This window comes from Rhizobium sp. M1 (genome assembly GCF_002531805.1).
In the GTDB taxonomy this organism is placed as follows: Bacteria; Pseudomonadota; Alphaproteobacteria; order Rhizobiales; family Rhizobiaceae; genus Rhizobium; species Rhizobium etli_C.
Genome location: NZ_NWSW01000001.1, coordinates 248,936 through 273,002, shown reverse-complemented (window position 1 = coordinate 273,002; position 24,067 = coordinate 248,936). Strand labels below are relative to the sequence as shown.

At 62.3% G+C, this 24,067-nt stretch carries 21 protein-coding genes and 1 riboswitch; of the genes, 6 read left to right on the top strand and 15 right to left on the bottom strand.

Features of this window, described 5'->3' with window-relative positions; genetic code table 11:
* Nucleotides 1-49 precede the first annotated feature (49 nt).
* Nucleotides 50-619, top strand: coding sequence for an elongation factor P (gene efp, locus CO655_RS01345; protein ID WP_010031711.1), 570 nt, complete (start codon nt 50-52; stop codon nt 617-619).
* A gap of 59 nt (nt 620-678) precedes the next feature.
* Here the strand turns inward: efp and CO655_RS01340 are convergent, their stop codons facing one another.
* From CO655_RS01340 to metA, 6 genes are all read right to left on the bottom strand, one after another.
* Entirely contained in the window at nt 679-1,407 is a 729-nt protein-coding gene (locus tag CO655_RS01340; RefSeq protein WP_097663543.1) for an SIS domain-containing protein, read from the bottom strand.
* Between the two features lie 17 nt (nt 1,408-1,424).
* Nucleotides 1,425-2,576, bottom strand: coding sequence for an N-acetylglucosamine-6-phosphate deacetylase (gene nagA, locus CO655_RS01335; protein ID WP_097663542.1), 1,152 nt, complete (start codon nt 2,574-2,576; stop codon nt 1,425-1,427).
* Complete coding sequence (locus CO655_RS01330) at nt 2,576-3,607, bottom strand: SIS domain-containing protein (protein ID WP_097605854.1); 1,032 nt, start codon at nt 3,605-3,607, stop codon at nt 2,576-2,578. Before CO655_RS01330 ends, nagA begins: the two co-directional genes overlap by 1 nt.
* Nucleotides 3,604-4,377: a GntR family transcriptional regulator gene (locus CO655_RS01325; RefSeq protein WP_097663541.1), complete on the bottom strand. Its 774-nt coding sequence runs from the start codon at nt 4,375-4,377 to the stop codon at nt 3,604-3,606. Before CO655_RS01325 ends, CO655_RS01330 begins: the two co-directional genes overlap by 4 nt.
* A gap of 134 nt (nt 4,378-4,511) precedes the next feature.
* Nucleotides 4,512-5,534 (bottom strand): aldose epimerase family protein, encoded by a 1,023-nt coding sequence (locus CO655_RS01320; RefSeq protein ID WP_097605994.1) that lies wholly within the window; start codon nt 5,532-5,534, stop codon nt 4,512-4,514.
* Between the two features lie 114 nt (nt 5,535-5,648).
* Entirely contained in the window at nt 5,649-6,572 is a 924-nt protein-coding gene (metA, locus tag CO655_RS01315) for a homoserine O-succinyltransferase (protein ID WP_004674197.1), read from the bottom strand.
* Between the two features lie 49 nt (nt 6,573-6,621).
* Nucleotides 6,622-6,699, bottom strand: a riboswitch (SAM riboswitch).
* 155 nt (nt 6,700-6,854) lie between these two features.
* Here metA and CO655_RS01310 point away from each other — a divergent pair.
* Nucleotides 6,855-8,711, top strand: a complete 1,857-nt coding sequence (locus tag CO655_RS01310) for an ABC transporter ATP-binding protein/permease (RefSeq protein WP_097663540.1) — start codon at nt 6,855-6,857, stop codon at nt 8,709-8,711.
* A 56-nt stretch (nt 8,712-8,767) separates the two neighbouring features.
* Here the strand turns inward: CO655_RS01310 and CO655_RS01305 are convergent, their stop codons facing one another.
* The 3 genes from CO655_RS01305 to CO655_RS01295 are packed head-to-tail and all read right to left on the bottom strand — an operon-like array spanning nt 8,768 to nt 11,832.
* Nucleotides 8,768-10,588: an ABC-F family ATP-binding cassette domain-containing protein gene (locus CO655_RS01305; RefSeq protein ID WP_097663539.1), complete on the bottom strand. Its 1,821-nt coding sequence runs from the start codon at nt 10,586-10,588 to the stop codon at nt 8,768-8,770.
* Nucleotides 10,589-10,591: 3 nt separating this feature from the next.
* Nucleotides 10,592-11,248, bottom strand: a complete 657-nt coding sequence (locus CO655_RS01300; protein WP_176539199.1) for a thiamine diphosphokinase — start codon at nt 11,246-11,248, stop codon at nt 10,592-10,594.
* A gap of 56 nt (nt 11,249-11,304) precedes the next feature.
* A complete protein-coding gene (locus CO655_RS01295) occupies nt 11,305-11,832 on the bottom strand; it encodes a MarR family winged helix-turn-helix transcriptional regulator (protein WP_097605859.1) in 528 nt (175 codons plus the stop codon).
* A 114-nt stretch (nt 11,833-11,946) separates the two neighbouring features.
* On the opposite strand from CO655_RS01295, the gene CO655_RS01290 reads away from it, so the two are divergent.
* Nucleotides 11,947-13,485 (top strand): MDR family MFS transporter, encoded by a 1,539-nt coding sequence (locus CO655_RS01290; RefSeq protein WP_097663536.1) that lies wholly within the window; start codon nt 11,947-11,949, stop codon nt 13,483-13,485.
* A 381-nt stretch (nt 13,486-13,866) separates the two neighbouring features.
* A complete protein-coding gene (locus CO655_RS01285; RefSeq protein ID WP_097663535.1) occupies nt 13,867-15,411 on the top strand; it encodes a M48 family metalloprotease in 1,545 nt (514 codons plus the stop codon).
* Nucleotides 15,412-15,515: 104 nt separating this feature from the next.
* Here CO655_RS01285 and CO655_RS01280 read toward each other — a convergent pair whose 3' ends face one another.
* The 5 genes from CO655_RS01280 to CO655_RS01260 all read right to left on the bottom strand — a co-directional run bounded on the left by CO655_RS01280 (nt 15,516) and on the right by CO655_RS01260 (nt 21,880).
* Nucleotides 15,516-16,379, bottom strand: coding sequence for an RNA polymerase factor sigma-32 (locus tag CO655_RS01280; RefSeq protein WP_018244054.1), 864 nt, complete (start codon nt 16,377-16,379; stop codon nt 15,516-15,518).
* Nucleotides 16,380-16,756: 377 nt separating this feature from the next.
* Nucleotides 16,757-17,329, bottom strand: coding sequence for a CarD family transcriptional regulator (locus tag CO655_RS01275; protein ID WP_011427211.1), 573 nt, complete (start codon nt 17,327-17,329; stop codon nt 16,757-16,759).
* Between the two features lie 394 nt (nt 17,330-17,723).
* Complete coding sequence (gene fdxA, locus CO655_RS01270; protein ID WP_011427210.1) at nt 17,724-18,062, bottom strand: ferredoxin FdxA; 339 nt, start codon at nt 18,060-18,062, stop codon at nt 17,724-17,726.
* A gap of 192 nt (nt 18,063-18,254) precedes the next feature.
* Entirely contained in the window at nt 18,255-18,659 is a 405-nt protein-coding gene (locus tag CO655_RS01265) for an RNA-binding S4 domain-containing protein (RefSeq protein WP_097663534.1), read from the bottom strand.
* A gap of 2 nt (nt 18,660-18,661) precedes the next feature.
* Nucleotides 18,662-21,880 carry a helicase-related protein gene (locus tag CO655_RS01260; RefSeq protein WP_097663533.1) on the bottom strand — a complete coding sequence of 1,073 codons (3,219 nt, stop codon included), beginning with the start codon at nt 21,878-21,880 and terminating at the stop codon, nt 18,662-18,664.
* Nucleotides 21,881-22,688: 808 nt separating this feature from the next.
* On the opposite strand from CO655_RS01260, the gene CO655_RS01255 reads away from it, so the two are divergent.
* Both CO655_RS01255 and CO655_RS01250 read left to right on the top strand, forming a co-directional pair.
* Nucleotides 22,689-22,844, top strand: coding sequence for a DUF3309 family protein (locus CO655_RS01255; protein WP_003543790.1), 156 nt, complete (start codon nt 22,689-22,691; stop codon nt 22,842-22,844).
* A 26-nt stretch (nt 22,845-22,870) separates the two neighbouring features.
* Nucleotides 22,871-23,131 carry a YMGG-like glycine zipper-containing protein gene (locus CO655_RS01250; protein ID WP_010029962.1) on the top strand — a complete coding sequence of 87 codons (261 nt, stop codon included), beginning with the start codon at nt 22,871-22,873 and terminating at the stop codon, nt 23,129-23,131.
* Between the two features lie 159 nt (nt 23,132-23,290).
* Here CO655_RS01250 and CO655_RS01245 read toward each other — a convergent pair whose 3' ends face one another.
* Nucleotides 23,291-24,016 carry a beta-ketoacyl-ACP reductase gene (locus CO655_RS01245; protein ID WP_064683899.1) on the bottom strand — a complete coding sequence of 242 codons (726 nt, stop codon included), beginning with the start codon at nt 24,014-24,016 and terminating at the stop codon, nt 23,291-23,293.
* Nucleotides 24,017-24,067: the final 51 nt, after the last annotated feature.

The window sequence follows — 24,067 nt, the reverse complement described above, 5'->3', positions numbered from 1 at the left end:
GTTTCGACAGTCCTCTACGACGCCGAAAGCCGAGTTACAAGGAAGTCTTATGGTCAAGGTCATCGCCTCTTCGGTCCGCAAGGGCAACGTTCTCGATGTCGACGGCAAGCTTTACGTCGTTCTCACCGCCCAGAACTTTCATCCGGGCAAGGGCACGCCGGTCACCCAGGTCGACATGCGCCGCATCGTTGACGGCGTGAAGGTTTCCGAGCGCTGGCGCACCACCGAACAGGTCGAGCGCGCCTTCGTCGAAGACGTCTCCTTCCAGTATCTCTATGAAGACGGCGAAGGTTTCCACTTCATGAACCCGGCGACCTACGACCAGGTCGTGGTCGACGTCGAAACCATGGGCGACCAGAAGGCCTTCCTTCAGGAAGGCATGTCCTGCATCCTGTCGATCCATGAAGGCATTCCGCTGGCGCTCGAATTGCCGCGCCACGTCACGCTCGAAATCACCGAGACCGAGCCGGTCGTCAAGGGCCAGACGGCGTCGTCCTCCTACAAGCCGGCCATGCTGTCGAACGGCGTGCGCACCATGGTGCCGCCGCATATCAATGCCGGCACCCGCGTCGTCATCGCGACCGAAGACAATTCCTACGTCGAGCGCGCCAAGGACTGATCCTGGTTGCATCTCGCTCAAAAGGCCGGCTCAGACCGGCCTTTTTTGTATCCGCGATATCAGAGATGCGGATTGCGCGGCCTGTACTTCTTCACCAGCTTCTGATTGATCTCGGCCGCCCCCGGCATGTTGGCGCTGAGATAGACCGGCGCATCGCCGGATTTGGAAAGTTCCGAGGCGACTTCGGCAAAGATCGCATTGATGACTGTGACCCCGACCGCCGTCGAGACCGGCCCGACCCGAAGTCCTGTGCCTGCAAGGTCGAGAACGGCATCACCCGGCGGCAGCCCGTTGTCGAGCACGATATCGGCGACTTCGGCGAGCCGCCGGCGGCCATTGGCGATCGCTGCGGAATAGGCGATCGAGGTGATGGCGATCACCTTGGCGCCGATTTCATGCGCATAGTCGGCGGCTTCGATCGGCGCGGCGTTCACGCCGGAATTCGAGGCAATGATAATGACGTCGCCCGGCTGCATGCCGTAACGCTCCAGCATCGGCCGCACCAGGCCCTGGGTGCGTTCATAGACCGAGCTGATGACCGCTCCCTCGTGCAGCATGGCCGACCCGACAAGCACCGGCACCGTGAAGGCGAGCCCGCCGGCGCGGTAGTGCACCTCTTCCGCCAGCATGTGCGAATGGCCGGTGCCGAAGACATAGACGCGCTTGTCGCCGCGGGCGGCATCGAGGATCACCGATGCTGCCTGCGCCATCGGCTCGGCAAGTACCTGCTTCAGCGTCTCCAGCCGACCGATCAGATTGGAGAAATAGGCATCGATGATATCAGTCATGCCAGGTCTCCTTGATGTCAGGCCGCTTCGCCGGCAAGCCAGGTGGCGGTAACAGAGAGCGCATCGGTGAGATGGACGAGATCGGCGCGCGCGCCCGGCGAGAGATGGCCGCGATCGGCAAGCCTGAGGAAACGCGCGGGATAGAGGGTCGCCATGCGCAGAGCCTCGGCGAGCGTCAGGTCGAGATAGGTGACGCCGTAACGGATCGTCGAGATCATGTCGACGTCGGAACCGGCGAGCGTGCCGTCGGAGAGCACCAGCTTCGAGCAGAAGCCGCCCCTTTCGCGCCGGACGATGCGGCCGTTCAGCGTGAACGAATCCTCTTTTGATCCGACGAGCGACATCGCATCGGTGACGAAGAACAGTCTGCCTTCGCCCCGCTTGGCGCGCAGCGCCGTGCGCAAGGCCTTCGGATCGACGTGATGACCGTCGGCAATGATGCCGCACCAGGTGGAGGGATGATCGATCGCGGCGCCGACGAGGCCGGGGGCGCGATGTCCCAGCTGGCTCATGGCGTTGAAGAGATGCGTGACGCCGCGCGCCCCGGCATCGAAACGTTCCTCCGCCGCCTCGCTCGAACAATCGGAATGGCCGATGCTGACGGTGACGCCGGCTTCGGCAAGCTCGCTTACCTGGGCAACCGTCACCTGTTCGGCGGCGATAGTGACGAGCAGCGTGCCGATCGCCTCACGCGCACGGATGAAGGCCTTGACGTCGCGATCCTCGACCGGCCGCATCAATTCGGCCAGATGCGCGCCTTTGCGCGCCGGCGCCAGATGCGGGCCTTCGAGATGCAGGCCGGCGACGCCGCGGTTCCCTTTGACAGCCTCGATCGCGGCCTCGATCGCGGCAATGGAGGCCTCCGATGTGTCGGTGATCAGCGTCGGCAGCAGTGACGTCGTGCCATAGGGCCGATGCCCCTGTGCGATGATCTCCATCGACGCGATTGATGGTTCGTCGTTCAGCATCCGCCCGCCGCCGCCGTTGACCTGCGCATCGATGAAGCCGGCCGAAAGCACGCCGCCGGCAAGCGTCACCGTCTCGCCGTCCGGCAGATCGTTTGTCGCAACGATCGCTTCGATCCGGCCGCCGGCGACGATCAGCGCCTTGTCGTCATGAAAGCGCTCGCCGTCGAAAATACGAGCGCCGATGAAGATCTTGCGGGCCATCAGACCGTCTCCGTCACCTTGAGCAGGTTTGCCGGCTTGTCCGGATCGAAGCCCTTGCGGCGCGTCACCGACTCGATCAGCCGGTAATAGACGAGCAGCGACACCAGCGGATCGACGAGACCGTTGCCCGTCGTCGGCACCCGCAGATTGAGGCCGGAGAGCGGCTGCGTGGAGAAACCGACGGTGGTGGCGCCGAGCTTCTGCAGCCGCTCCAGCGCCTGGCCGTTATTGGCGAAGGCCGCGTCGTCGGGCGCAAAGGCGACGATCGGAAAGCCCGGCTGCACCAGGCGCATCGGACCGTGCATCAGTTCCGCCAGCGAAAAGGCCTCCGCATGCAGGCCGGCGGTTTCCTTGGCCTTCAATGCCGCTTCAAGTGCGATCGCGAAAGCCGGGCCACGGCCGCCCGTATAGAGCGAGGTCGCGTGGAAGAGCACGTCTTCGGCTGCCGCCGTATCGATCCCGGCGGTTGCCGAAAGCGCCTCCGGCAGCTTGGCGAGCGCTGTCTGCAGGTCGAACCCGCCGCCGATCGCAGCCGTGACGCCGGCAAGAGCGGCAACGGAAGCGATGAAGGACTTCGTTGCCGCAACGCTCTTTTCGGCGCCGGCATTCAGGCCGAGAACGATATCGGCCTGTTTTGCCAGCGGGCTGTCGGTGACGTTGACGACGGCGATCGTCGTCGCCCCGCCCTTCTTAGCCGCCTCCTGCAGCGCCACGATATCGGGGCTGGCACCCGACTGCGAGACAGTGAAATGCACGCCGCCCTTCAGATGGAGTGCGGCGCCGTAGACGGAAGCGATCGACGGACCGACGGACGCGACGGGAACGCCGCAGGTGATCTCGAAGAGATATTTGAAGAAGGTGGCGGCGTGATCCGAAGAGCCGCGCGCCGCCGTCGTCACGACGCTCGGGCGGGCGGACGAAAACAGCCGGGCGATCTCGGCAAAGACCGGCTTTTCCTTTTCGAGAAGTGTGGCCACCACCTCCGGCGACTGGCCGGCTTCCTGCAGCATCAGCGACTGATTCTCACTCATAGGTCATCTCCGATTCTCAATTCGGCAACGAAATCATAGGCATCGCCGCGATAGTGCGAGCGGGTGTATTCAACGACGCGCTGGTCTTCCAGGCGCGAGACGCGTTCGATCAGAAGCGCCGGCGCGCCTGATTTGACGTTCAGGATGGCGGCCGAGGACGGGTCGAGGGTGACCGCGGTCAGCCGCTGCAGCGCCCGCACCGGCCTGTGGCCGTTGGCCGCCAGCGCATCGTAAAGCGATCCTTCGCCGCCGGCATCGTCGCCCAGGAACTTGATCGGCACCACGGCGCGCTCAATCGCCAGCGGCAGGCCGTCGGCAAGACGCAAGCGGTCGAGCCGCAGAACCGGCTCGTCGCCACCGAGGCCGAGCAGGAAGGATTCCTCCGGCGACGGCCTGTTGACCGACCGCGACAAGATCCGTGCGGCCGGCAGCCGCCCGCGCGAGCGCATGTCGGCGGAGAAGGAGGAAAGCCGCCAGAGCGACTGTTCCATGCGCTCCACTCTGCTTGATACGAAAGTACCACTTCCATGGCGCGATTCCAGTACGCCCGACGCCATCAGATCGCGATAGGCGGTGCGCACGGTTACGCGGCCGAGCTTCAAGGCCTCGGCAAGGTCGCGCTCGCCCGGCAGCGCTGTGCCGGGCTTCAGCAGGCCTTCCTGCACAAGGCCGGTCAGGGCCTGCGCCAGCCGCTTGTAGAGCGGCCCGGTCAGGCCCGCGTCACGCAGACCGCGGCTGTTCAGTTCCCCTATCAGACTGGTTCTATCCATGGGCAGGCAATAGAACCTATTTAGAACCAATCGGCAAGACGCAATCGGATGCCCATAGAAAAAACCCTCCCCGGTGAGTGTCCGGAGAGGGTTCATAGCGCTCAAATTTGACAGGCGTTCGTCTGGGCGGACGCTCAGCTCTTGGTAAAGATATAATCCGTCTCCTGGCGCAGCACTTCGCCGGGGCGCAGCACCGCATTCGGGAAACCTTGGTGATTGATGGCATCCGGCCAGACCTGCGTTTCCAGGCAGAAGCCGGCGAAGGGGCCGTATTTGCGCCCACCGAGGCCGGGCGCCCCGGTGTTCAGCTTGAAGCCGGCATAGAACTGCACGCCCGGCTCGGTGCTGCGCACCTCAAGCGACACACCGGAATAAAGGCTGCGGGCGAGCGCGACGCTGCGCTTGGCGGTGCGTTCGGCTGACAGGCAGAAATTATGGTCGTACAGCACCTGCTCGCTGCCGACGAAACGCTTCATCGGCGCCATTTCGCGCAGGTCGAATTCCGTGCCGGCAACGGAACGGATCTCGCCGGTCGGCACCTGCCTGTCATCGGTCGGCAGATAATGATCGGCGGCGATCATGATGTCGTGGCCGAGCGCATCCTCGCGGCCGTCGAGATTGAAATAGGCGTGCTGGCAGACATTGGCGAGCGTCGGCTGATCGCTGGTCGATTCGTAGGTCACCGACAGTTCGCCGCTGCCGTGCACCCAGAAGGTTGCCTGGATCGTGCAATTGCCGGGATAGCCGGCGCGGCCATCGGGATCGACGATTTTCAGCACCACGCGGTCGACGGCATGCTCGACGATCGTCCAGTTGCGTTTGGCGATATTGTCGCTGCCGCCATGCAGATGCGTGACGCCGTTTTCGTTCGGCTCGAGCTGATAGTCCTTGCCGTCGAGGGTGAATTTACCGCCGCCGATGCGGTTGGCGCAGCGGCCGGGCGTCGCGCCGAAATAGGCGGAATAGAGCGGATAGCTGTCGAAATCCTCAAAGCCGAGCGAGAGCGGCGCGTCATGTCCCTCGAGGCGCAGATCCTGGATGACCGCGCCCCAGCTGATGATCTTGGCCGTCAGCCCGCCGCCCTTGATGACGACACGATAGACGGTTTCGCCCGCCTTCGTCTGCCCGAAAACTTCCCGCTCCAACTTCTCCGACATGATCGACATCCGTTCCGTTCTATCCTTGGGGTTCAGGACCGGAACCTGCCCGCATTTGCTTCAATCCGCAACCGGTCGGATCAGAAAGAAATGCCGCGGCATCCGCTGATCCGCTCAGAGATCCATGCCGATCTCTTCGACGTCATAGGGCGTCGTCTGGTAGATTTCGTTGATCCAGTTGCCGAACAGGAGATGTGCGTGACTGCGCCAGCGGTTCTGCGGCGCAAGCGCCGGATCGTTATGCGGGAAGTAATTGTGCGGCATCTTGATCGGCACGCCGGCGTCGACATCACGGAAATACTCGTCCGAGAGCGAGGTGGAATCATATTCGACATGATTGAACATGTAGAGCCGCCGGCCCCTTTTCTCATGCACGAGGCAGACGCCCATCTCGCTCGATTCCATCAGAATTTCCAGGCTGTCGGATTTCTCGATGTCGGCGCGCCGCACCTCCGTCCAGCGCGACACCGGCACTTCGAAATTATCCGAAAAGCCGTTGAGATAGATCGAGGAAGGCTTCAGGTTCCGGTGGCGGTAGACGCCGAAGGCCTTCTCCTTCAGCTCGTATTTCGGAACGCCGTGGAAATGATAGATCGCCGCCATCGCGCCCCAGCAGACGTTCATCGTCGAATGGACGTTGGTTTCGGTCCAGTCGAGAATCTCCTGCATCTCTTTCCAATAGGTGACGTCTTCATAGGGCAGGAGTTCGATCGGCGCGCCGGTGATGATGAAGCCGTCGAATTTGCGCTGCTTTACCTCCTCCCAGGTCTGGTAGAAGGCAAGCAGGTGATCTTCGGACGTGTTCTTCGCCTTGTGCCCGCCGATGCGGATCAGCGACAGCTCCACCTGCAGCGGCGAGGCGCCGACCAGGCGGGCCATCTGCAATTCGGTCTTGATCTTGTTCGGCATGAGATTGAGCAGCCCGATCTGCAACGGGCGGATATCCTGTCGGATCGCCATTGTCTCGGTCATTACCCGTACACCCTCCTGGACGAGGGTTTCGAAGGCGGGCAGCGTATCGGGGATCTTGATGGGCATTGCGGTCACTCGATCAAAAATAAAAAACCGGCGGCGACAAAAAATCGCTACCGGTCCGCACGCGGCCCTTTAGCGAATTTTTTAACGTGGCTGCAAGCCGGCCGGCCAAATCACCACGGAATGCCTTAATTAGTCCCAGTTGCGCGACGAATCAACTGCCGAATGCATGCAGCGGCGACTCAGGCAAGCCTCATCACAGTTTAATGACTGATAGAATCTGTTGATAGACCGGTAACGCCACCATGCTAATAATGACAGTATGGGCGGTGTTGGAAAAGCGTGATGGCAGATAAGACCAAGGGGAGGCCGGGCATCCGAAGGCAGGACAGGGTAGGGTACGATCTCAGCCTGACATATCGCCTCGGGGTGATGTTCTCAGCATTCTGGAATTCTGAAGTGCGTGGCAAGGTGCTGTTTCTGGCGACCGTGCTGATCCTCGTCATCCTGGCGACCTCCTATGGCCAGGTCATCCTGAACGAGTGGAATGCCCCCTTCTACGACTCGCTGGAGCGCCGCGACCTCGGCGAATTCTTCCACCAGCTCGAAATCTTCGCGATGATCGCCGGCACGCTGCTGCTGCTCAACGTGTTGCAGGCCTGGCTCAATCAGATGACTGCGCTCTATATGCGCGAGGGCCTGTCGCGCGATCTCGTCGACCAGTGGCTGAAGCGCAAGCGGGCGCTGCGGCTCGCCTCCAGCGGCCTGATCGGCGTCAATCCGGACCAGCGGCTGCACGAGGATTCCCGCAATCTCGCCGAAAGCACGACGGGGCTCGTTCTCGGCCTGCTGCAATCGACCATTCTTCTGGTCAGCTTTATCGGCGTGCTCTGGCAGCTTTCCAGCGGCTTCATCTTCCACATCAACGGCCACAGCTTCTCCATTCCGGGCTACATGGTCTGGGCGGCGATTTTCTATGCCGCTTCCGCCTCGGTGCTGAGCCAGGTCGTCGGCCGCAAGCTGGTGAAGCTCAATGCCGACCGCTTCTCGAAAGAGGCCGAGCTTCGTTTCACGCTGATGCATGCCAATGAGAACATGCCGGCGATCACCGTCGCCCGCGGCGAGGAGAACGAGCGCCGGCGCATCAACACCGACATCAGCTCGGTGCTGCGGGTCGTCAAGCGGCTGGCCATGGCCAATACCAACCTCACCTGGGTTTCGGCCGGCTATGGCTGGCTGGTGATCGTCATTCCGATCATTGTCGCTGCGCCCGCCTATTTCTCCGGCGGCCTCACCCTCGGCCAGTTGATGATGTCGGTCGGCGCCTTCAACCAGGTCAACACCGCGCTGCGCTGGTATGTCGCCAATTTCGGCCCGATCGCCGAATGGCGGGCCACGCTGATGCGCGTCACCGATTTCCGCCAGGCGCTGCTCGACATGGACGAGGACTACGACCTGAAGGACAGCATCGCCTATGAAAACACCGCGCCCGACACGCTGACGCTGAAGGATGTGGTGATCAACGCCAAGATCGGCGAAGATATCGACGAATGCGGCGGTTTCCGCCTGCGCGAAACCGATGTCGTGATCAAGGCCGGCGAGAAAATCATGATCAACGGCGATCACAGCGTCAACCGCAAGCTGTTGTTCCAGGCCATGGCCGGCCTCTGGCCATGCGGCAGCGGCACGATGGGTCTGCCGCCGGTCGACGATACGCTGTTCGTGCCGCAGATCGCCTATGTTCCGGGCGGCACGCTGCGCGAGGCGCTGGCTTTTCCCGAAAGCCCCAATGCTTACGAGAAAGCCGCCGTCGAGGCCGCCCTCGACAAGGCCGGCCTGCATTCGCTGATCACAAGGCTCGATACCCGCGCTCGCTGGGACAAGCTGCTCGACAGCGACGAACAGAAGGCGATCGGCTTCGCCCGCCTGCTGCTCGTGCGCCCGCGCTGGATCGTCTTCGACGAAGTGCTGGAAGGCATGGAGCCGGAGTGGCAGGCAACGATGGCAAAGCTGCTGACCTCCATGCCCGAAACCGGCATGATCTATATCGGCCGCTCCGAAGCCTATCTCGAGGCGCTGCAGCCGCGCGTCCTGCATCTGCAGGCGCTGCCGTCAAAATCCGAAGAGCCGCAGCCGCAGGTCGCCCAGACGGGCGCCAGCGCCAGTGCCGGCGCCGCTGCCGTCCCAGCCCCGGCGCTTTAAGGCCGCTCCGGCCGTCCGTCCGGTTACATGGATGACGCGAGCGGCTGGGTTGAAGGTCAGCCCTCCAGCTCTTCCCGCAGCATTTCGAGCTCCAGCCACTCCTCTTCCATCTTCGTGAGGCTGGCGCGCAGTTTCTCCATCTCGACGGCAAGCCGGTTGAAGGCTGCCGGATCGCGCGTGAAGAGATTGGGATCTGCCATCACCTGTTCGCGCTTGGTGATCTCGGCTTCGGCCTTCGCCATCTCCTTCGGCAGGCTTTCCAGCGCGAATTTCTGCTTGAAGGAGAGCTTGCCCTTCGCGCTTCCCGCGGCAGGCGCCGTCTCCTGGGTTTTCGGCCTCTCTGCCGCCTTCTCGGCCTTCTTGCGCTCTTCAAGCGCGCCCTTGCGCTGGGCAAGCATGTCCGAATAGCCGCCGGCATATTCGATCCAGCGGCCGTCTGGCGCGTCCGGCACGGCGGGTGCGATCGTCGAGGTCACGGTGCGGTCGAGGAAATCGCGATCGTGGCTGACGAGAATGACGGTGCCGGGAAAGCCGGCGACGATTTCCTGCAGGAGGTCGAGCGTCTCGATATCGAGATCGTTGGTCGGCTCGTCGAGGATCAGGAGGTTTGCCGGGCGTGACAGGATGCGGGCCAGCATCAGCCGGGCGCGCTCGCCGCCGGAGAGGCTCCTGATCGGCGTCCGCGCCTGTTCCGGCTGAAACAGGAACTCCTTCATGTAACCAGTGACATGCCGTTGCTCACCGTTGACGATCAGGTTTTCGCCGCGCCCGTCCGTCAGGTAGTTTGCAAGCGTATCCTCGGGATCGAGATCCTCGCGCTTCTGGTCGAGTGTCGCGATCTCCAGATTGGTGCCGAGCTTTATCGTGCCGCTATCCGGAGAAAGCTGCCCGGTCAGCATCTTTAACAATGTCGTCTTGCCGGCGCCGTTCGGCCCGACCAAGCCAATGCAATCGCCGCGATGCACGCGGATGGAGAAGGGCGTGACGATGGCGCGCTCGCCGAAACTCTTGGTGATCTTGTCTGCCTCGATCACCAGCTTGCCGGATTCCTGCGCGTCGGAAACCGTCGCCTGCACCGTGCCCTGCGGTCCCTTATGGCCGCGATACTGCGAACGCATCGTCTGCAGCTCGCCGAGGCGGCGCATATTGCGCTTACGCCGCGCCGTGACGCCGTAGCGCAGCCAATGCTCCTCGCGCTCGATCGCCTTGCCGAGCTTGTGCTGTTCCAATTCCTCGGCCTCCAGCACTTGGTCGCGCCAGGCCTCGAAATGCGCAAACCCCCTGTCGAGCCGGCGCGAGCTGCCGCGGTCGAGCCAGACGGTTGCGGTTGAAACCTTTTCGAGGAACCGCCGGTCGTGCGAAATCAGAACCAGCGCGCTGCGCGTCTTCTGCAGTTCGCCTTCCAGCCATTCGATCGTTGGCAGATCGAGGTGGTTGGTCGGCTCGTCGAGCAGGAGAATGTCAGGTTCCGGCGCCAGGACGCGGGCAAGGGCGGCACGGCGCGATTCGCCGCCGGAAAGGGTGTTCGGGTCTTCCTCGCCGGTCAGGCCCAGATGCGACAGCAGATAGGTGACGCGATAGGGGTCGTCGCCCGGCCCGAGCCCGGCTTCCGCATAGGCCTGCACCGTGCTGAAGCCGGCAAAATCCGGCGCCTGTTCGAGATAACGCACCGTCGAAGAGGGATGGCGGAAGACCTCGCCGGACTGCGCGTCGACCAGGCCGGCGGCAATCTTCAGCAGCGTCGATTTTCCCGAGCCGTTGCGGCCGACGAGACAGATCTTGTCGCCGGGCTCGACCTGCAGCGAAGCGCCCGCCAAAAGCGGCGCGCCGCCGAAGCTCAGGAAGATATCGTCGAGTTTCAGAATGGGAGGGGCCAAAAATCAGACTCCGGAAAGATCATAGGGCCGGGCGAGCACGATCGCCCGGCCGCTGCCGAGCGAAAAGCGAACTGCGCCTTGCGCGACGTTGGAGATGGGACGCGACGAGCCGAAAGGCAGATGGAAATCGCTGAGCGGATAATGCGCATTCTCGATCGAAAGCCCGGTGAGCGCGCTGAATCCGAGCACCGAAAACAGACTGCCCTTGGGAAGGTCGAGTTCGATCGCGCCTGAAACCAGCGGCACGGCCTCTTCCTTGCCCGAGGTCAGCAGCATGTCGAAACCCTCTTCCGCCAGGCTGACGGCCGACAACAGGTGCTGAAGGGCATGATCGGAGCGTTCGCCGCCGAGCGCGCCGGCGAGGATCAGCCGCCGTGCACCGCGGGCGATCGCTTCCGATACCGCGATCTCGCCATCCGTTGCCGCCTTCGCCACGGGATAGGGCTGTTTCGGCACCTCGGGAAACGCCCCTTCGAGATCGGCCGGCGTCGAATCGAAATCGCCGACCCAGAGCTCCGGCGTCACGCCGAGTGCGGTTGCATGCCGCATGCCGCCATCGGCTGCGATGAAGCGGCTGCCGCCGATCGCACGGCGCAGACGCTCCGTCAGGCTGAGTTCGCCGCCGAGCAGAATGGTGAAGGTGGATTGGCTCATGGGCATTGCCCTTAGCGCAAACGGGGGGTCGAGGGGAAGGGCCGAAGGACCGGCGGATCACCTCAACCCGGCGTATCCTTGTCACGCGACAGGAAGATCGCCTCGTAACCGCCGATAAAGCGATCGAACAGCGTCGCGAAGCGTTCGACATCCTCTTCAGGCCAATCGGAGACGATCTGAGAAATGATTGCGAATTTCTGCGCGCGGATCTCCGCAAGCAGGGCCTCGCCCGCCGCCGTCATGACGACGACGATCCGCCGCGCATCGGCCTGCGACGCCTCGCGGCGCAGCACGTTGCGTCCGACCATGTCGGCGACCACCCGGCTTGCCCGTGAGGGATCGATGCGCAGCATCTCCGCGATCAGGCCGACCGTGACCTCGCCGGCAGGCTGCGCCCTGCGCACGGCATCGAGCACATCGAGATGCGAAAGCTCGAGGCCCGGTGCGGCGCTTTGGATCGCCAACCGGCCGATCAGCCGCCGCCCTGTCATCAGCCGCATGCGCGCCATGCTCCGGCCGATGAGAGGCACGTTGTCGTCGTCCGGCTCGGCCGCGCTGTTGGACAGGATGCTGGTCAGAGTTTCGTTCATGACGACACCATAACAGAGCGGAAGTGGAAACTGAATATGCCAACGTCAATAATGTGCTATTGACAAATATATGCTAACAGCACATAAAAAGCCGACCAATCGGAACGACGCCCCATGGACATGCAACTCGCGCCTGCGCCGCTGGTGACGGACCCTCGCCGCCGGCTTATCCTCTTCTGCTTCCTGATGACCGCCATGTTCATGGCGACGCTGGATAATCAGATCGTTTCCACGGCGCTGCCGACGATCGTCGGCGAATTCGGCCATCTCGAACGTTTCGGCTGGATCGGCTCGGCCTATCTTCTGGCGCTCAGCGCCGTCATGCCGCTCTACGGCAAGCTCGGCGATCTCTTCGGCCGCAAATACGTAATGATGACGGCGATCGCAATCTTCACCGTCGGCTCCGCGGTCTGCGGCCTCGCCGTCTCGATGGATACGCTGATCGCCGCCCGCGTGCTGCAGGGCCTCGGCGGCGGCGGCATCATGGTATCGATCTTTTCCGTCAACGCCGATCTGTTCGAACCGCGCGAGCGGGCGCGCTATCAGAGCTATTCCAGCCTGGTGCTGATGGCGTCGGGCGCGATCGGGCCAGTGCTCGGCGGCACGATGAGCGACCTCTTCGGCTGGCGCTCGATCTTCCTCGTCAACGTGCCGATCGGCGTCATCGCGCTGACCGGCCTTGCCTTCATGCTGCCTTACCGCAAACCGCATCGCCGCCCCAAGATCGACTATGCCGGTGCGTTGCTGCTTGCGCTGACGGCGACGAGCATCGTGCTCGCCACCGATAGCAGCGAACTGTTCGGCGCATTGATCTCGCCTGAGAGTATTGGAGTCGTCGCCTTCGGCGTCGTTTGCGCCGTCGCCTGGGTTTTCGTCGAGCGCCGCGCATTGGAGCCGATCGTGCCGCTGCAGCTCTTTCGTAATTCGACCTTCAGCCTGATGCTGATCATCTCGATCATGGGCGGCGCCATCGCCATCGGCATGGTCAATTACTTCGCTCTCTTCCTGCAGACCACCACCGGTCTTTCGCCCTCCGCCGCCGGCCTTTTGTTCATCCTTCTCACGGGCGGTCTCGTGTGCGGTTCGCTATCTGCAGGCCGCATCATCTCCAGGACGGGACGTTACAAACCCTTCGCCATCGCCAGTTTCACCTGTAGCGCCGTTGCCTTCGCGCTGATGTCGCAGATCCAGGCCGGAACGCCGATCGCCTTCATCGGCGCGATTATGCTGCTGCACGGAATCGGCATCGGCCTTGCCCAGCAGGTTCCCGTTATCGGCGTGCAGAATGCCGCGCCGGCCCGCGACGTCGGCGCCGCGACCGGCTCGGTGACGCTCTCGCGCATGGGCGGCGCCTCGATCGCCATTTCCATCTACGGCGCCATCATCGCCTCCGGTCTCGGCAAGGCCGGCGTTCCCATTGCCGGTGTTGCCGATATCGAACAGCTGACTCCGAAGATGATGGCCGCCCTTCCCGAAGCTAGCCGCCAGGCCGTCGCCGATCTCTATGCCGCCGCCTTCTCGCCGCTGTTCATGACCTCCTGCGCCATTGCCCTGATCGGCCTTGCCGCCGCCGTGATGCTGAAGCCCGTGCAGTTGCCGCGCGCCGGCGAGACGAAGCAACTGCAACCGGCAACGGCGGAAGCGGCGGAATAGCCCAATGGCAAAACCGGAATGCCTCACGCCAGGGGTCCCCTCCTCCAATTAACGATCATGAGTTGTGATTTTCGCGCATCGCTGCTGTTTCCGCGGCGATTGCCGCAATCACCCCGTTCTTTTTCCGTGCCGCCGACAAATCTGCGCCGCATGACGGAACTTTCGCCATAATTTCATCCGAGCGAAGGGAGGCCTCAAGGCTGAGGCATTGCCAAAATGCAACGGCGCCACAATTAAACAGAGTCTCGCTATGCAACCGATGCGTAAATCAGCTACAGCAATGACTTGTATCGGCCTATTGTGCAGCGCGAGATCAGGGGTGCACACCTGTTGAGGTCCCAAGGCCGGTCCCGATTTGCGGCAAACCGGCAAAGCAGCGACATGATGCGGAGAACCAGACTGGACAGCTTGACGACGTGGAAATCACCCGCGCTTTCCAGTGATGCCATCTCCGCGCCGCGCCGTTTCGCGCGTCGCCTGATGTTGCTTTCAGCCATCGCAATGACGCTGAACGGGTGTCAATCGCTGATCGAACAATCCTATCAGCCGAGCATCTCGCCGTCTTCCAATCCGCAGATCGTCGACGAGGTGCAGAAGAACGACCCGCGTGCGGCGATGGGCGCCCGCGAACATCCGCGCATCGTGGCAAGCTACGGCGGTGAATATAAGGATGCCAAGACCGAGCGTCTGGTCGCCCGCATCGCCGGCGCGCTGACGGCGGTGTCGGAAAATCCGAGCCAGTCCTACCGCATCACCATCTTGAACTCGCCTGCTATCAACGCCTTTGCGCTGCCGGGCGGTTACCTCTACGTTACCCGCGGCCTGCTCGCCCTTGCCAATGACGCCTCGGAGGTCGCCGCCGTGCTGTCGCATGAGATGGGCCACGTGACGGCGAACCACGGCATCGAGCGGCAGAAGCGCGAAGAGGCGGAGGTCATCGCCAGCCGCGTCGTCGCCGAGGTCCTTTCCAGCGATATCGCCGGCAAACAGGCGCTGGCCCGCGGCAAGCTGCGGCTCGCCGCCTTCTCCCGCCAGCAGGAGCTGCAGGCCGATGTCATCGGCGTGCGCATGCTTGGCGAAGCTGGCTACGATCCCTATGCGGCCGCCCGCTTCCTCGATTCCATGGCGGCCTACAGTCGCTTCATGTCGGTCGATCCGGAAGCCGACCAGAGCCTCGACTTCCTGTCGAGCCACCCGAATTCCGCCCAACGCATCGAGCTTGCCCGCACCCATGCGCGGGCCTTCGGCCAGGAAGGTTCGGTCGGCGACAAGGGCCGCGATTATTATCTCGACGGCATAGACGGCCTGCTCTACGGCGACAGCCCGGAGGAAGGCTATGTGCGCGGTCAGACCTTCCTGCATGGCGGTCTCGGCATCCGCTTCGACGTGCCGCCGGACTTTCACATCGATAACAAGGTCGAGGCGGTGATGGCCACCGGCCCGAGCGACATCGCCGTCCGTTTCGATGGCGTCGCCGACAACCAGAACCAGAGCCTTACCAACTATATCTCCAGCGGCTGGGTGACCGGTCTCGATCCATCGACCATCCAGCAGATCACCGTCAATGGCATGGAAGCTGCTACCGCACGCGCCAGCGCCGACCGCTGGGATTTCGATGTCACCGTGATCCGCAACAATGCGCAGATCTTCCGTTTCCTCACCGCCGTGCCGAAAGGCAGCGCGGCCCTGGAGCCGACGGCCAATGTTCTGCGGGCGAGTTTCCGGCGCATGACGCCGGCGGAGGCGGCCTCGCTGAAGCCGCTGCGTATCCGTGTCGTCACGGTGCGGCCGGGCGAGAACATCTCGACGCTCGCCGCCCGTATGATGGGCACCGACCGCAAGCTCGATCTCTTCAAACTCATCAACGCCCTGCCCATGGGTGCAGCCGTTTCACCCGGCGATCGCGTCAAGATCATTGCCGAGTAAAAAAAGCCCGGCTTGCGCCGGGCCAGTCTGTGCTGCTGGAGGGGAATGCGGTTTACGGCGCGCGTCTTTTCAGACGCGCAAAGGATGCTGTAAGCACTGTCGGGCTAGGCGTAGGCGGCCATATGCGGGTCGGCGCTGACCAGCGCGCTGCGAAGTTTTTCCATCGCCCGGCTTTCGATCTGACGCACGCGCTCCTTGGAAATGCCGAGATCGGCGCCGAGTTCTTCGAGTGTGGCGCCATCTTCGGCCAGTCGCCGGGCGCTGATGATCTTCATCTCGCGTTCGTTGAGATGTTTCAGCGCCGAGGCGAGCCAGACGCGGCGGCGCTCGCCGTCGATCATGTTGGAAACCTGTTCGTCCGGCAATGGGTCGTCGCTGACGAGGAAATCCATCTTCTCCGCGCTCTCGGCATCGCCGGAGACCGAGGGCGCCTGCAGCGAAGCGTCGTTGCCGGAAAGTCTGGCGTCCATGGTCTGAACGTCGGCAAGGCTGACGCCGAGGGCGGCGGCGATTTCCTGATGAATGGATTGCAGGGTCAGTTGCGTGTCGCCCTTGGCGAGCTTGGCGCGCAGGCGACGCAGATTGAAGAACAGCGCCTTCTGCGCCGAACTCGTGCCGCCGCGCACGATCGACCAGTTGCGCAGGATATAGTCCTGGATCGACGCCCTGATCCACCAGCTGGCATAGGTCGAAAAGCGCACATCACGTTCCGGTTCGAAACGCGCGGCGGCCTCCAGCAGTCCGACATAGCCCTCCTGCACGAGGTCGCTCATCGGCAGGCCGAAATTGCGGAACTTGCCGGCCATGGAGATCACCAGCCGCATATGCGCCATGGCGATTTGGTTGCGCGCACCGCGATCGTCGTGATCTTTCCAGCGGGTGGCGAGGTCGTGCTCTTCCTGGCGGGCGAGATAGGGGGCGGCCATCGCGATTTTGATCATGCGCCGATCTGCAGACATGTTCTTCATTTCGATCTCCCAAAACAGGCCTTCGCCCTCAAAATGAACAATAAAACTCACCTTCCGGAACATCGCTGTCCGGACTGAATGGGGTTGCGAGTGCATGAAGGCCTCACCCCTGGACTTTTCAGGGGGAGGCCCTAATTCTCATCATGTGCCGCTAAGACGGCCGGGCCGGACCTGTTTCTTCACGTTGCCGGATGGGCGATAATGAAAAGGCATGATCCGCTCCTCACCGAACATTGACGGAATGGCAGTTCGCCCGACGAGCCAGCGCCCGACGAGCAGTCCGCAATTACGTGTGATAAACGCGGCAGCCAGGAAAAAGTTCCAATAAAAAACCCGGCACGAAGGCCGGGTTTTTTCATAGGAAAAACAGGGTCGCCTTATGCGGCTTCGTCCTGCGAATCGTCTTCCTCGATGGCCTTGCCGCGCTTCGGACCCTTGTTGAGGTTGGTCTCGACGAGGCGGACAGCCTCGGTTTCCGACATCTTGTTGACAGCGGCGATTTCGCGCGCCATGCGGTCGAGCGCAGCCTCGTAGAGCTGGCGCTCGGAATAGGACTGCTCGGGCTGGTTCTCTGCACGATAAAGATCACGCACGACTTCAGCGATGGAAATCAGATCGCCGGAATTGATCTTGGCATCATATTCCTGGGCACGGCGGGACCACATGGTGCGCTTGACGCGCGCCTTGCCCTGCACAACCTTCAAGGCACGATCGACGAAATCCGTTTCCGAAAGCTTGCGCATGCCGATGCTCATCGCCTTCGCGACCGGAACCTTCAGGCGCATCTTGTCCTTCTCGAAATCGATAACGAAAAGTTCGAGCTTCATGCCGGCAACTTCTTGCTCTTCAATAGCGGTGATGGTACCGACGCCGTGAGCGGGGTAGACGATCGATTCACCGGTCTTGAAGCCGTGACGTGCTGTAGAAGGTTTTTTCTGCTGAGTCGTCATTCTATCCAAAAACTCCCTGTTACGCATCCGGCGGCGGCCGGATGCCGGGTCAGTCAGGCCCGGTTGAGACGGTTGCATCCGTCGGGTGACTTCACTCTGGTCCCATCAGGCAAAAGCAAGGACTTCTTGCGCGCGATCTGGGGGACCCGGCGCTCAAAGCGTTGATATGTCACGGAAACCGCGTACGGATTGGTTTTGCTTTCGTGATGGTTTTGGGCATGCGTCATGCCACAAATGGAACAGTAGGCGAAACCTATCATAAAAATATGAGGAAATCAATAATTTGGTTCGCCTGAGTCATGCGGGCAACACACATCACCCATATCAGACACGCAGGATTTAAAACGTTTCATCGCGGAAACGCCCGAATCCGGCGGTCGAATCGGGTAGCCCGTTAATCGCCGGAACCGGGTTTTTCGGAGAAATACTTCTCGAATTTTCCGGTCTGGCCGTCCATCTCCTTGGCCTCCGGCAGCGGGTCCTTCTTGACCGTGATATTCGGCCAGATGCTGGCATATTCGGTGTTGATCTTCAGCCACTTGTCGAGGCCCGGCTCGGTATCCGGCTTGATCGCCTCGGCGGGACATTCGGGCTCGCAGACGCCGCAATCGATGCATTCGTCGGGATGGATGACGAGGAAATTCTCGCCTTCATAGAAGCAGTCGACGGGGCAGACTTCTACGCAATCGGTGTATTTGCACTTGATGCAATTGTCGGTCACGACATAGGTCATGAAGAACTCCAGGATTCCATGCGGATGGGGCCGGGCAACCTGGAACGTCGCGCCTATCCCCCGTGCCGGACGAAGCGTGGACAGGCTTGGGAGGCAAGCACGCTTCCGGCAGGTTGTCAGTGACGTATCGGCTTTATCGCCGGATTTCAAGGATAAACGATCTGCAAAAGCCGCCGCCGCAGACAGAGTTTTCTAATCCTCGTCCGACATCAGCCTGTCGATTGCGCGTCTTTCCTTTTTGGTCGGACGGCCGGTCCCGGTCGCCCGGATCGCCTGCTCGTAGGGGGTGAGGCGTTTTGCCTCATCCGGCGGCGGGGATTGGTCATCATAGAGGAGGCGGGCCTCCTCATAGGGACCCCGCCGCTCCCCGGCGAGGCGTACAATGAGAACGACGTCACGCCGGTCCAGCGTCAACTCGATGCGGTCGCCCGGCTTGACCATCTGGCTCGGGTGGCTGCAACGCTCGCCGTTGATGCGCACGTGCCCCGACTGGACATGGCTCTGCGCCAGCGAACGCGACTTCACCATGCGCGTGAAGAACAGCCATTTGTCGATGCGCTGGCGCGAACCGCTTGCCGGCTGTGTCTCCCCGCCCATGACTACTTCTTCATCTGTTCCTTGAGAGCGGCGAGCTTGGCGAAGGGCGAATCCGGATCGATCGGCTTCTCCTTGCGTGGCGGCTTGGCCTCGAAGCGCAGCGGCTGTGCGCCGCGATTGTTGTTGCGATCGTTACGGTCATTGCGATCGTTGCGCTCGCCGCGATCCTTGCGATCGCCACGGTCCTGCCGGTCGCCGCGCGGCTGGTCCTTGCGCTCGCCGCCCCTTGCCTGCTGCGGCCGGCCATCACGACCGCCGTCCTTGCCGCGGTTGTTGCGGTTGTTGTCGCGTCCGTCGCCGCCGCGATTGCCCTCGCCGCCTTCCCCTCCGCCCGGACGACGATTGCGCTCGCCGCGGTCCTGGTTCTGGCCGCGATCGTGGCCCTGGCCGCCGCGGCGTTCGCCATGGCCACGCGCCTGGCGATGATTATCGTTACGGCCGCCGAGGCGCCACAGAAGAACCGGCTTCGGTTCCGCCGGTTCGCCAGCCTCCCCGGAAGCAGCGGCCGCGTCGCCGGCAGCCGAAGCCTCCGCCGAGGCGGATGTTTCGACCGCTTCGGCCGCAGGGTTGCTTTGGAGTGCTTCTGCCGCGGGCGTGTCGGCTGCGGCCGGGGCCGTCTCGGCCGGGGATGGCTCGGAAGCAGCCTCTTCCGCCGCCGCGTCGGCGTCGTCATGATCGGCTTTTTCCACCGTCTCTTCCGCGGAGGTTTCCGCGACGGCGGCAGGCGCCGAAGCGGCGTCCTGCGCGGCAAGATGAGCCGAGGCCTCTTCCGCCTTCACGGCATCGGCGCGATAGCCGAGACCCTTGAGGATTTCTTCCATGTCCTCGAGCGTCGCGCCGAGGATCGACAGCATCGCCGTCGTCGTCGTGAAGCGGCGGCCGTCATAGGCGCCCTCCGGACGGTTGTTCTGACCGGGTTTCCACTGCAGCAGCGGACGGATGATATCGGCAAGCCGCTCAAGAATGTCGATGCGCACGGCGCGCTTGCCGAGGAAACGGAAGCCGGCGAGCTTGTAGAACATCCGCTCGTAGCTCGGATCGGTCACGACGGAGGTACGGCCGGCGGCCAGCACGGGAATGAGGTCACCGTAACCCGGCTTGTCGAGACCGTCGTTCTTCAATGCCCAGAGCAGCGTGATCAGTTCGGCCGGCGCCGGCTTCAGCAGTGCCGGCACGAAGATATGATAGGCACCGAAACGCACGCCGTAGCGGCGCATGGAGGCGCGGGCCTCCTGATCCAGCGACTTCACCTCCTCGGTCACGTCACGACGGAAGAGCACGCCGAGATTTTCGACAAGCTGGAAGGCCAGCCCCTTGGCCAGCCCCTGCAGGTCCTCGGCGCGCGACAGATCGTCGAGCGGCTTCAGCACCGTGCTGATATGATGATTGACGAAGCGCTCGATGCGGGCGGCGACATGATCGCGGGCATTGCCCGTCAACTGCTCGTCGGCCAGCAGGATCACCCGCGGGCGCATGACGTGATCGCTGCCCGAAAGCCGCGCCACCGGGTCGCCCAGCCAGCGGATCAACCCGTCCGAGCCGATCGCCAGATCGCTATTGCCGGCGGCATGCATCCGCGCCGCTCTGGCTTCGAATTCGAGCGCGAGCGCCTTCTGTGACGCAGCCTGAACCGCCTTGGCATCCGGTCCGTCCGTTCCCGCCACCGGCGTGAAACGGAATCCGCTTAACTGCCCTACATGATGTCCTTCAACGAAGACATCGCCATTCACACTGATTTCAGCTTCCAGCATCGCATTCTCTCTCAGGCGCTTCATGAGCACAGATGTCCTGCGATCAACAAAGCGTTTCGTCAACCTTTCATGTAACGCATCGGACAATCGATCTTCGATTTCCCGCGTCTTTTCCTGCCAATGTGTCGGATCAGCCAGCCAGCCGGGCCGATTCGAAACATAGGTCCAGGTTCTTATCTGCGCGATTCGCGCCGAAAGCGTGTCAATTTCCCCATCTGTCCGATCGGAGCGATGAACCTGCTCCGCCAGAAACTGCTCGTTCACCGTGCCATAGCGGACGAGATCGGAAAAGAGGGTCGAGATAAGATCGGCATGTTGTGCCGGAGTGATACGCCGGTAGTCGGGAAGTGCGCAAGCCTCCCAGAGTTTTTCGACGCGGGCCGGCCGATCGGCGAGATCGAGGACCTCGGGATAGCGCGAAAGCTGTTCCAGCGCCTGTTGGTCGACCGCGGGCAGTGCCCGCGTCAGCCCCGCCACGCGCGGTCCGGCCTCGAGGCTGGCGCGCAGCGCTTGGATCGATGAGAAATCCATCTCGGTCGTGCGCCATTGCAAAACCTTGACGTTGTCGAATTCGTGGCCCTCGATGCGCTGCACCAGCTCTTCGTCGAAGGGCGAGACCTGGCCGGTGACGCCGAAGGTTCCGTCGCGCACATGCCGCCCGGCGCGGCCGGCGATCTGGCCGAGTTCACCCGGATTGAGGTTGCGGAACTGGTAGCCGTCGAATTTTCTGTCCTGGGCGAAAGCGACGTGATCGACATCGAGATTGAGGCCCATGCCGATCGCATCGGTCGCCACCAGATATTCGACGTCGCCCGCCTGATAAAGCGCGACCTGCGCATTGCGGGTGCGCGGGCTGAGCGCGCCCAGCACGACCGCCGCACCGCCGCGCTGCCGGCGGATGAGCTCGGCGATGGCATAGACCTCGTCGGCCGAAAAAGCGACGATGGCGGAACGCTGCGGCAGCCGGGTGATCTTCTTCTGCCCGGCATAGAAAAGATGCGAAAGCCGCGGCCGCTCGACGATGGTGATACCGGGCAGGAGCTGCTGCAGGATCGGCCGCATCGTTGCCGCGCCGAGCAGCAGCGTTTCCTCGCGGCCGCGAAGGTGCAGGATGCGGTCGGTGAAGATATGGCCGCGCTCGAGATCGCCGGCGAGCTGCACCTCGTCGATTGCGACGAAGGCGGCCTTGGTGTCGCGCGGCATCGCTTCGACGGTACAGACGGAAAAACGTGCGTTGGCCGGCGAAATCTTTTCCTCACCGGTGACCAGCGCCACGTTCTGCACGCCGACCTTCTCCACCACCCGCGTATAGACCTCGCGCGCCAGCAGCCGGAGCGGCAGGCCGATCACGCCGGTCCCGTGCGCGACCATGCGCTCAATGGCATAATGGGTCTTGCCGGTATTGGTTGGTCCGAGCATCGCGGTCACACCGCGCCCGCTCAGAATCATCGGCTGCGAAGTCAGAGTCATGGTCCATGCAAATGAGGCAGGCGGCCCCAGGAAAACTGTCGCCTCGCGACGGAGGCACAGAACACATGGACAGCTGCCGCCGCAAACGCAAGGGCAGATTTTAAAATGCTTCCGCGATTACGACCTTTGCGAGTCATCGGGAAGGCCGGCATTTCCGATTCGGAACAGCCTGAGAACGAATCAGCGACGAATCGCTGACTCCCGCTGATTCAGCTTTTGTTCACGGCTAAGTATTGATTTTGACTCACTTTTTCCCACTAAATGCTGAATCGCGAGACTCCGTCCCGTACCCATTTCTGTCGCCTTGCCGGCGGTCTGCCGCGCGCTTTTTGCCAAGCGAAAATTCCACCCCAAATTAACCCCTCGACCAAATCCGGAACGAATCGGAGACGAATCGCCGACCGAACAGCTTTCACCTTTCGTTCACGGCAAGATCTGGTGGCGCCGCTACGTGCCGCCGCTAGATGCAGGCAGGCGACAGATCCTCGCGTCTGACGCTTCGGGCGGGCGTTAATCTTTCGACGACGAAATTCACACAGTCTTAAGCCGGGAACCGCTTGCGCGGTCGGATCGATCAAAAACGGAACGAATCACCGACGAATCGGCGACATCGCGACCTTCCCGCTTTGTTCACCGCAACATATTGTATTTAAACGTCTTTTTAACCATATCGACAATTTACCGGGGAAGACGAATCGCAAACCATGAATCCCGTCGCATCACAATTCACGCGCTCAACCGGGAACAAAAATCGCCAATGCGTGTTTCTTGTCCATTCAGATTGCGGATGAAATGAAGGAAACACACCATGCTTGGCACGATACTTCTCGTTATCCTCATTCTGCTCTTGATCGGAGCCCTGCCGAATTGGGGTTATAGCCGTGGCTGGGGCTATGGACCTTCCGGCGGTTTGGGGCTAGTTCTCGTCATTATCATTATCCTTGTACTAATGGGCCGCATCTAAAGCCCGACAACCTGGGGAGTTACGACATGATGAAGAAGATTGTTCTCGTTGGCGCGCTCGTAGGCGCTCTCGCATCCTGCACGGCGACCGAGCAAGGCACGGCGATCGGCGCCGGCACCGGTGCGGTCATCGGTGGCGCCGTCACCAACAGCTGGGGTGGTGCCGCTGTCGGCGCCGTTGCCGGCGGTCTGACCGGCGCTCTGATCGGCCAGTCGGTCGAACGCCGCGGCTACTGCATCTATCGCGACCGCTACGGCCGCCGCTACGAGGCCCGTTGCCGCTACTGACCGGCAAGCGCATATCGGACTTCCCAACGGGCGCTTCGGCGCCCGTTTTTCTTTGCCGGCCGCAGCCGTCAGCGCCAACAGTGGCGTGCCGGGACAGAAAAGGAGCGCATCCAGCCGGATGCGCTCCTTTTTCAGTCCACGTGATGCTCGGAGAATGAGTTAGACGAAGAACTGCCCGCCATTGGCCGTCAGGGTCGAGCCGGTGATGAAGCCGGCGTCGTCGGAGACGAGGAAGGTGACGCAACGGGCGATCTCTTCCGGCTCGCCGAGACGGCCGACGGGAATCTGGGGAATGATCCGTTCGTTCAGCACTTTCTCCGGCACGGCGAGCACCATTTCCGTTCCGATGTAACCGGGGCAGATAGCGTTGACCGTGATGTTTTTCGCCGCCCCTTCCTGGGCAAGCGCCTTGGTGAAGCCGAGGTCACCGGCCTTGGCGGCCGAATAGTTCGCCTGGCCCATCTGGCCCTTCTGGCCGTTGATCGAGGAGATGTTGACGATGCGCCCGAAGCTGCGGTCGCGCATGCCTGTCCAGACCTGATGGGTCATGTTGAACAGGCCGGTGAGGTTGGTATTGATCACCTCGTGCCACTGCTGCGGCGTCATCTTGTGGAACATTGCATCGCGGGTGATGCCGGCATTGTTGACGAGAATCTCGACCGGTCCGATCTCGCTTTCAACCTTGGCAATCCCTTCACCGCAGGCGGCGTAGTCCGAAACGTCCCACTTGAATACGGCAACGCCGGTGACCTCGTGGAAGGCTCTGGCCTTCTCGTCATTGCCGGCATAAGTCGCCGCAACCCTGTATCCGGCGTTTTTCAGCGCCATGGATATGGCTGCGCCGATACCGCGTGTACCTCCGGTGACCAGAGCCACTCTGCTCATGTTCCGCTCCCCTCGTGTTTTCGCCCGCGTGGCGGGATTTCAATCAATGAC

Excerpts from the sequence above, each read along its gene's own strand:
- efp (WP_010031711.1), top strand. The coding sequence starts at position 50 with ATGGTCAAGGTCATCGCCTCTTCGGTCCGCAAGGGCAACGTTCTCGAT.
- CO655_RS01340 (WP_097663543.1), bottom strand. The coding sequence starts at position 1,407 with ATGACTGATATCATCGATGCCTATTTCTCCAATCTGATCGGTCGGCTG.
- nagA (WP_097663542.1), bottom strand. The coding sequence starts at position 2,576 with ATGGCCCGCAAGATCTTCATCGGCGCTCGTATTTTCGACGGCGAGCGC.
- CO655_RS01330 (WP_097605854.1), bottom strand. The coding sequence starts at position 3,607 with ATGAGTGAGAATCAGTCGCTGATGCTGCAGGAAGCCGGCCAGTCGCCG.
- CO655_RS01325 (WP_097663541.1), bottom strand. The coding sequence starts at position 4,377 with ATGGATAGAACCAGTCTGATAGGGGAACTGAACAGCCGCGGTCTGCGT.
- CO655_RS01320 (WP_097605994.1), bottom strand. The coding sequence starts at position 5,534 with ATGTCGGAGAAGTTGGAGCGGGAAGTTTTCGGGCAGACGAAGGCGGGC.
- metA (WP_004674197.1), bottom strand. The coding sequence starts at position 6,572 with ATGCCCATCAAGATCCCCGATACGCTGCCCGCCTTCGAAACCCTCGTC.
- CO655_RS01310 (WP_097663540.1), top strand. The coding sequence starts at position 6,855 with ATGGCAGATAAGACCAAGGGGAGGCCGGGCATCCGAAGGCAGGACAGG.
- CO655_RS01300 (WP_176539199.1), bottom strand. The coding sequence starts at position 11,248 with ATGCCCATGAGCCAATCCACCTTCACCATTCTGCTCGGCGGCGAACTC.
- CO655_RS01295 (WP_097605859.1), bottom strand. The coding sequence starts at position 11,832 with ATGAACGAAACTCTGACCAGCATCCTGTCCAACAGCGCGGCCGAGCCG.
- CO655_RS01290 (WP_097663536.1), top strand. The coding sequence starts at position 11,947 with ATGGACATGCAACTCGCGCCTGCGCCGCTGGTGACGGACCCTCGCCGC.
- CO655_RS01285 (WP_097663535.1), top strand. The coding sequence starts at position 13,867 with ATGATGCGGAGAACCAGACTGGACAGCTTGACGACGTGGAAATCACCC.
- CO655_RS01280 (WP_018244054.1), bottom strand. The coding sequence starts at position 16,379 with ATGAAGAACATGTCTGCAGATCGGCGCATGATCAAAATCGCGATGGCC.
- CO655_RS01275 (WP_011427211.1), bottom strand. The coding sequence starts at position 17,329 with ATGACGACTCAGCAGAAAAAACCTTCTACAGCACGTCACGGCTTCAAG.
- fdxA (WP_011427210.1), bottom strand. The coding sequence starts at position 18,062 with ATGACCTATGTCGTGACCGACAATTGCATCAAGTGCAAATACACCGAT.
- CO655_RS01265 (WP_097663534.1), bottom strand. The coding sequence starts at position 18,659 with ATGGGCGGGGAGACACAGCCGGCAAGCGGTTCGCGCCAGCGCATCGAC.
- CO655_RS01260 (WP_097663533.1), bottom strand. The coding sequence starts at position 21,880 with ATGACTCTGACTTCGCAGCCGATGATTCTGAGCGGGCGCGGTGTGACC.
- CO655_RS01255 (WP_003543790.1), top strand. The coding sequence starts at position 22,689 with ATGCTTGGCACGATACTTCTCGTTATCCTCATTCTGCTCTTGATCGGA.
- CO655_RS01250 (WP_010029962.1), top strand. The coding sequence starts at position 22,871 with ATGATGAAGAAGATTGTTCTCGTTGGCGCGCTCGTAGGCGCTCTCGCA.
- CO655_RS01245 (WP_064683899.1), bottom strand. The coding sequence starts at position 24,016 with ATGAGCAGAGTGGCTCTGGTCACCGGAGGTACACGCGGTATCGGCGCA.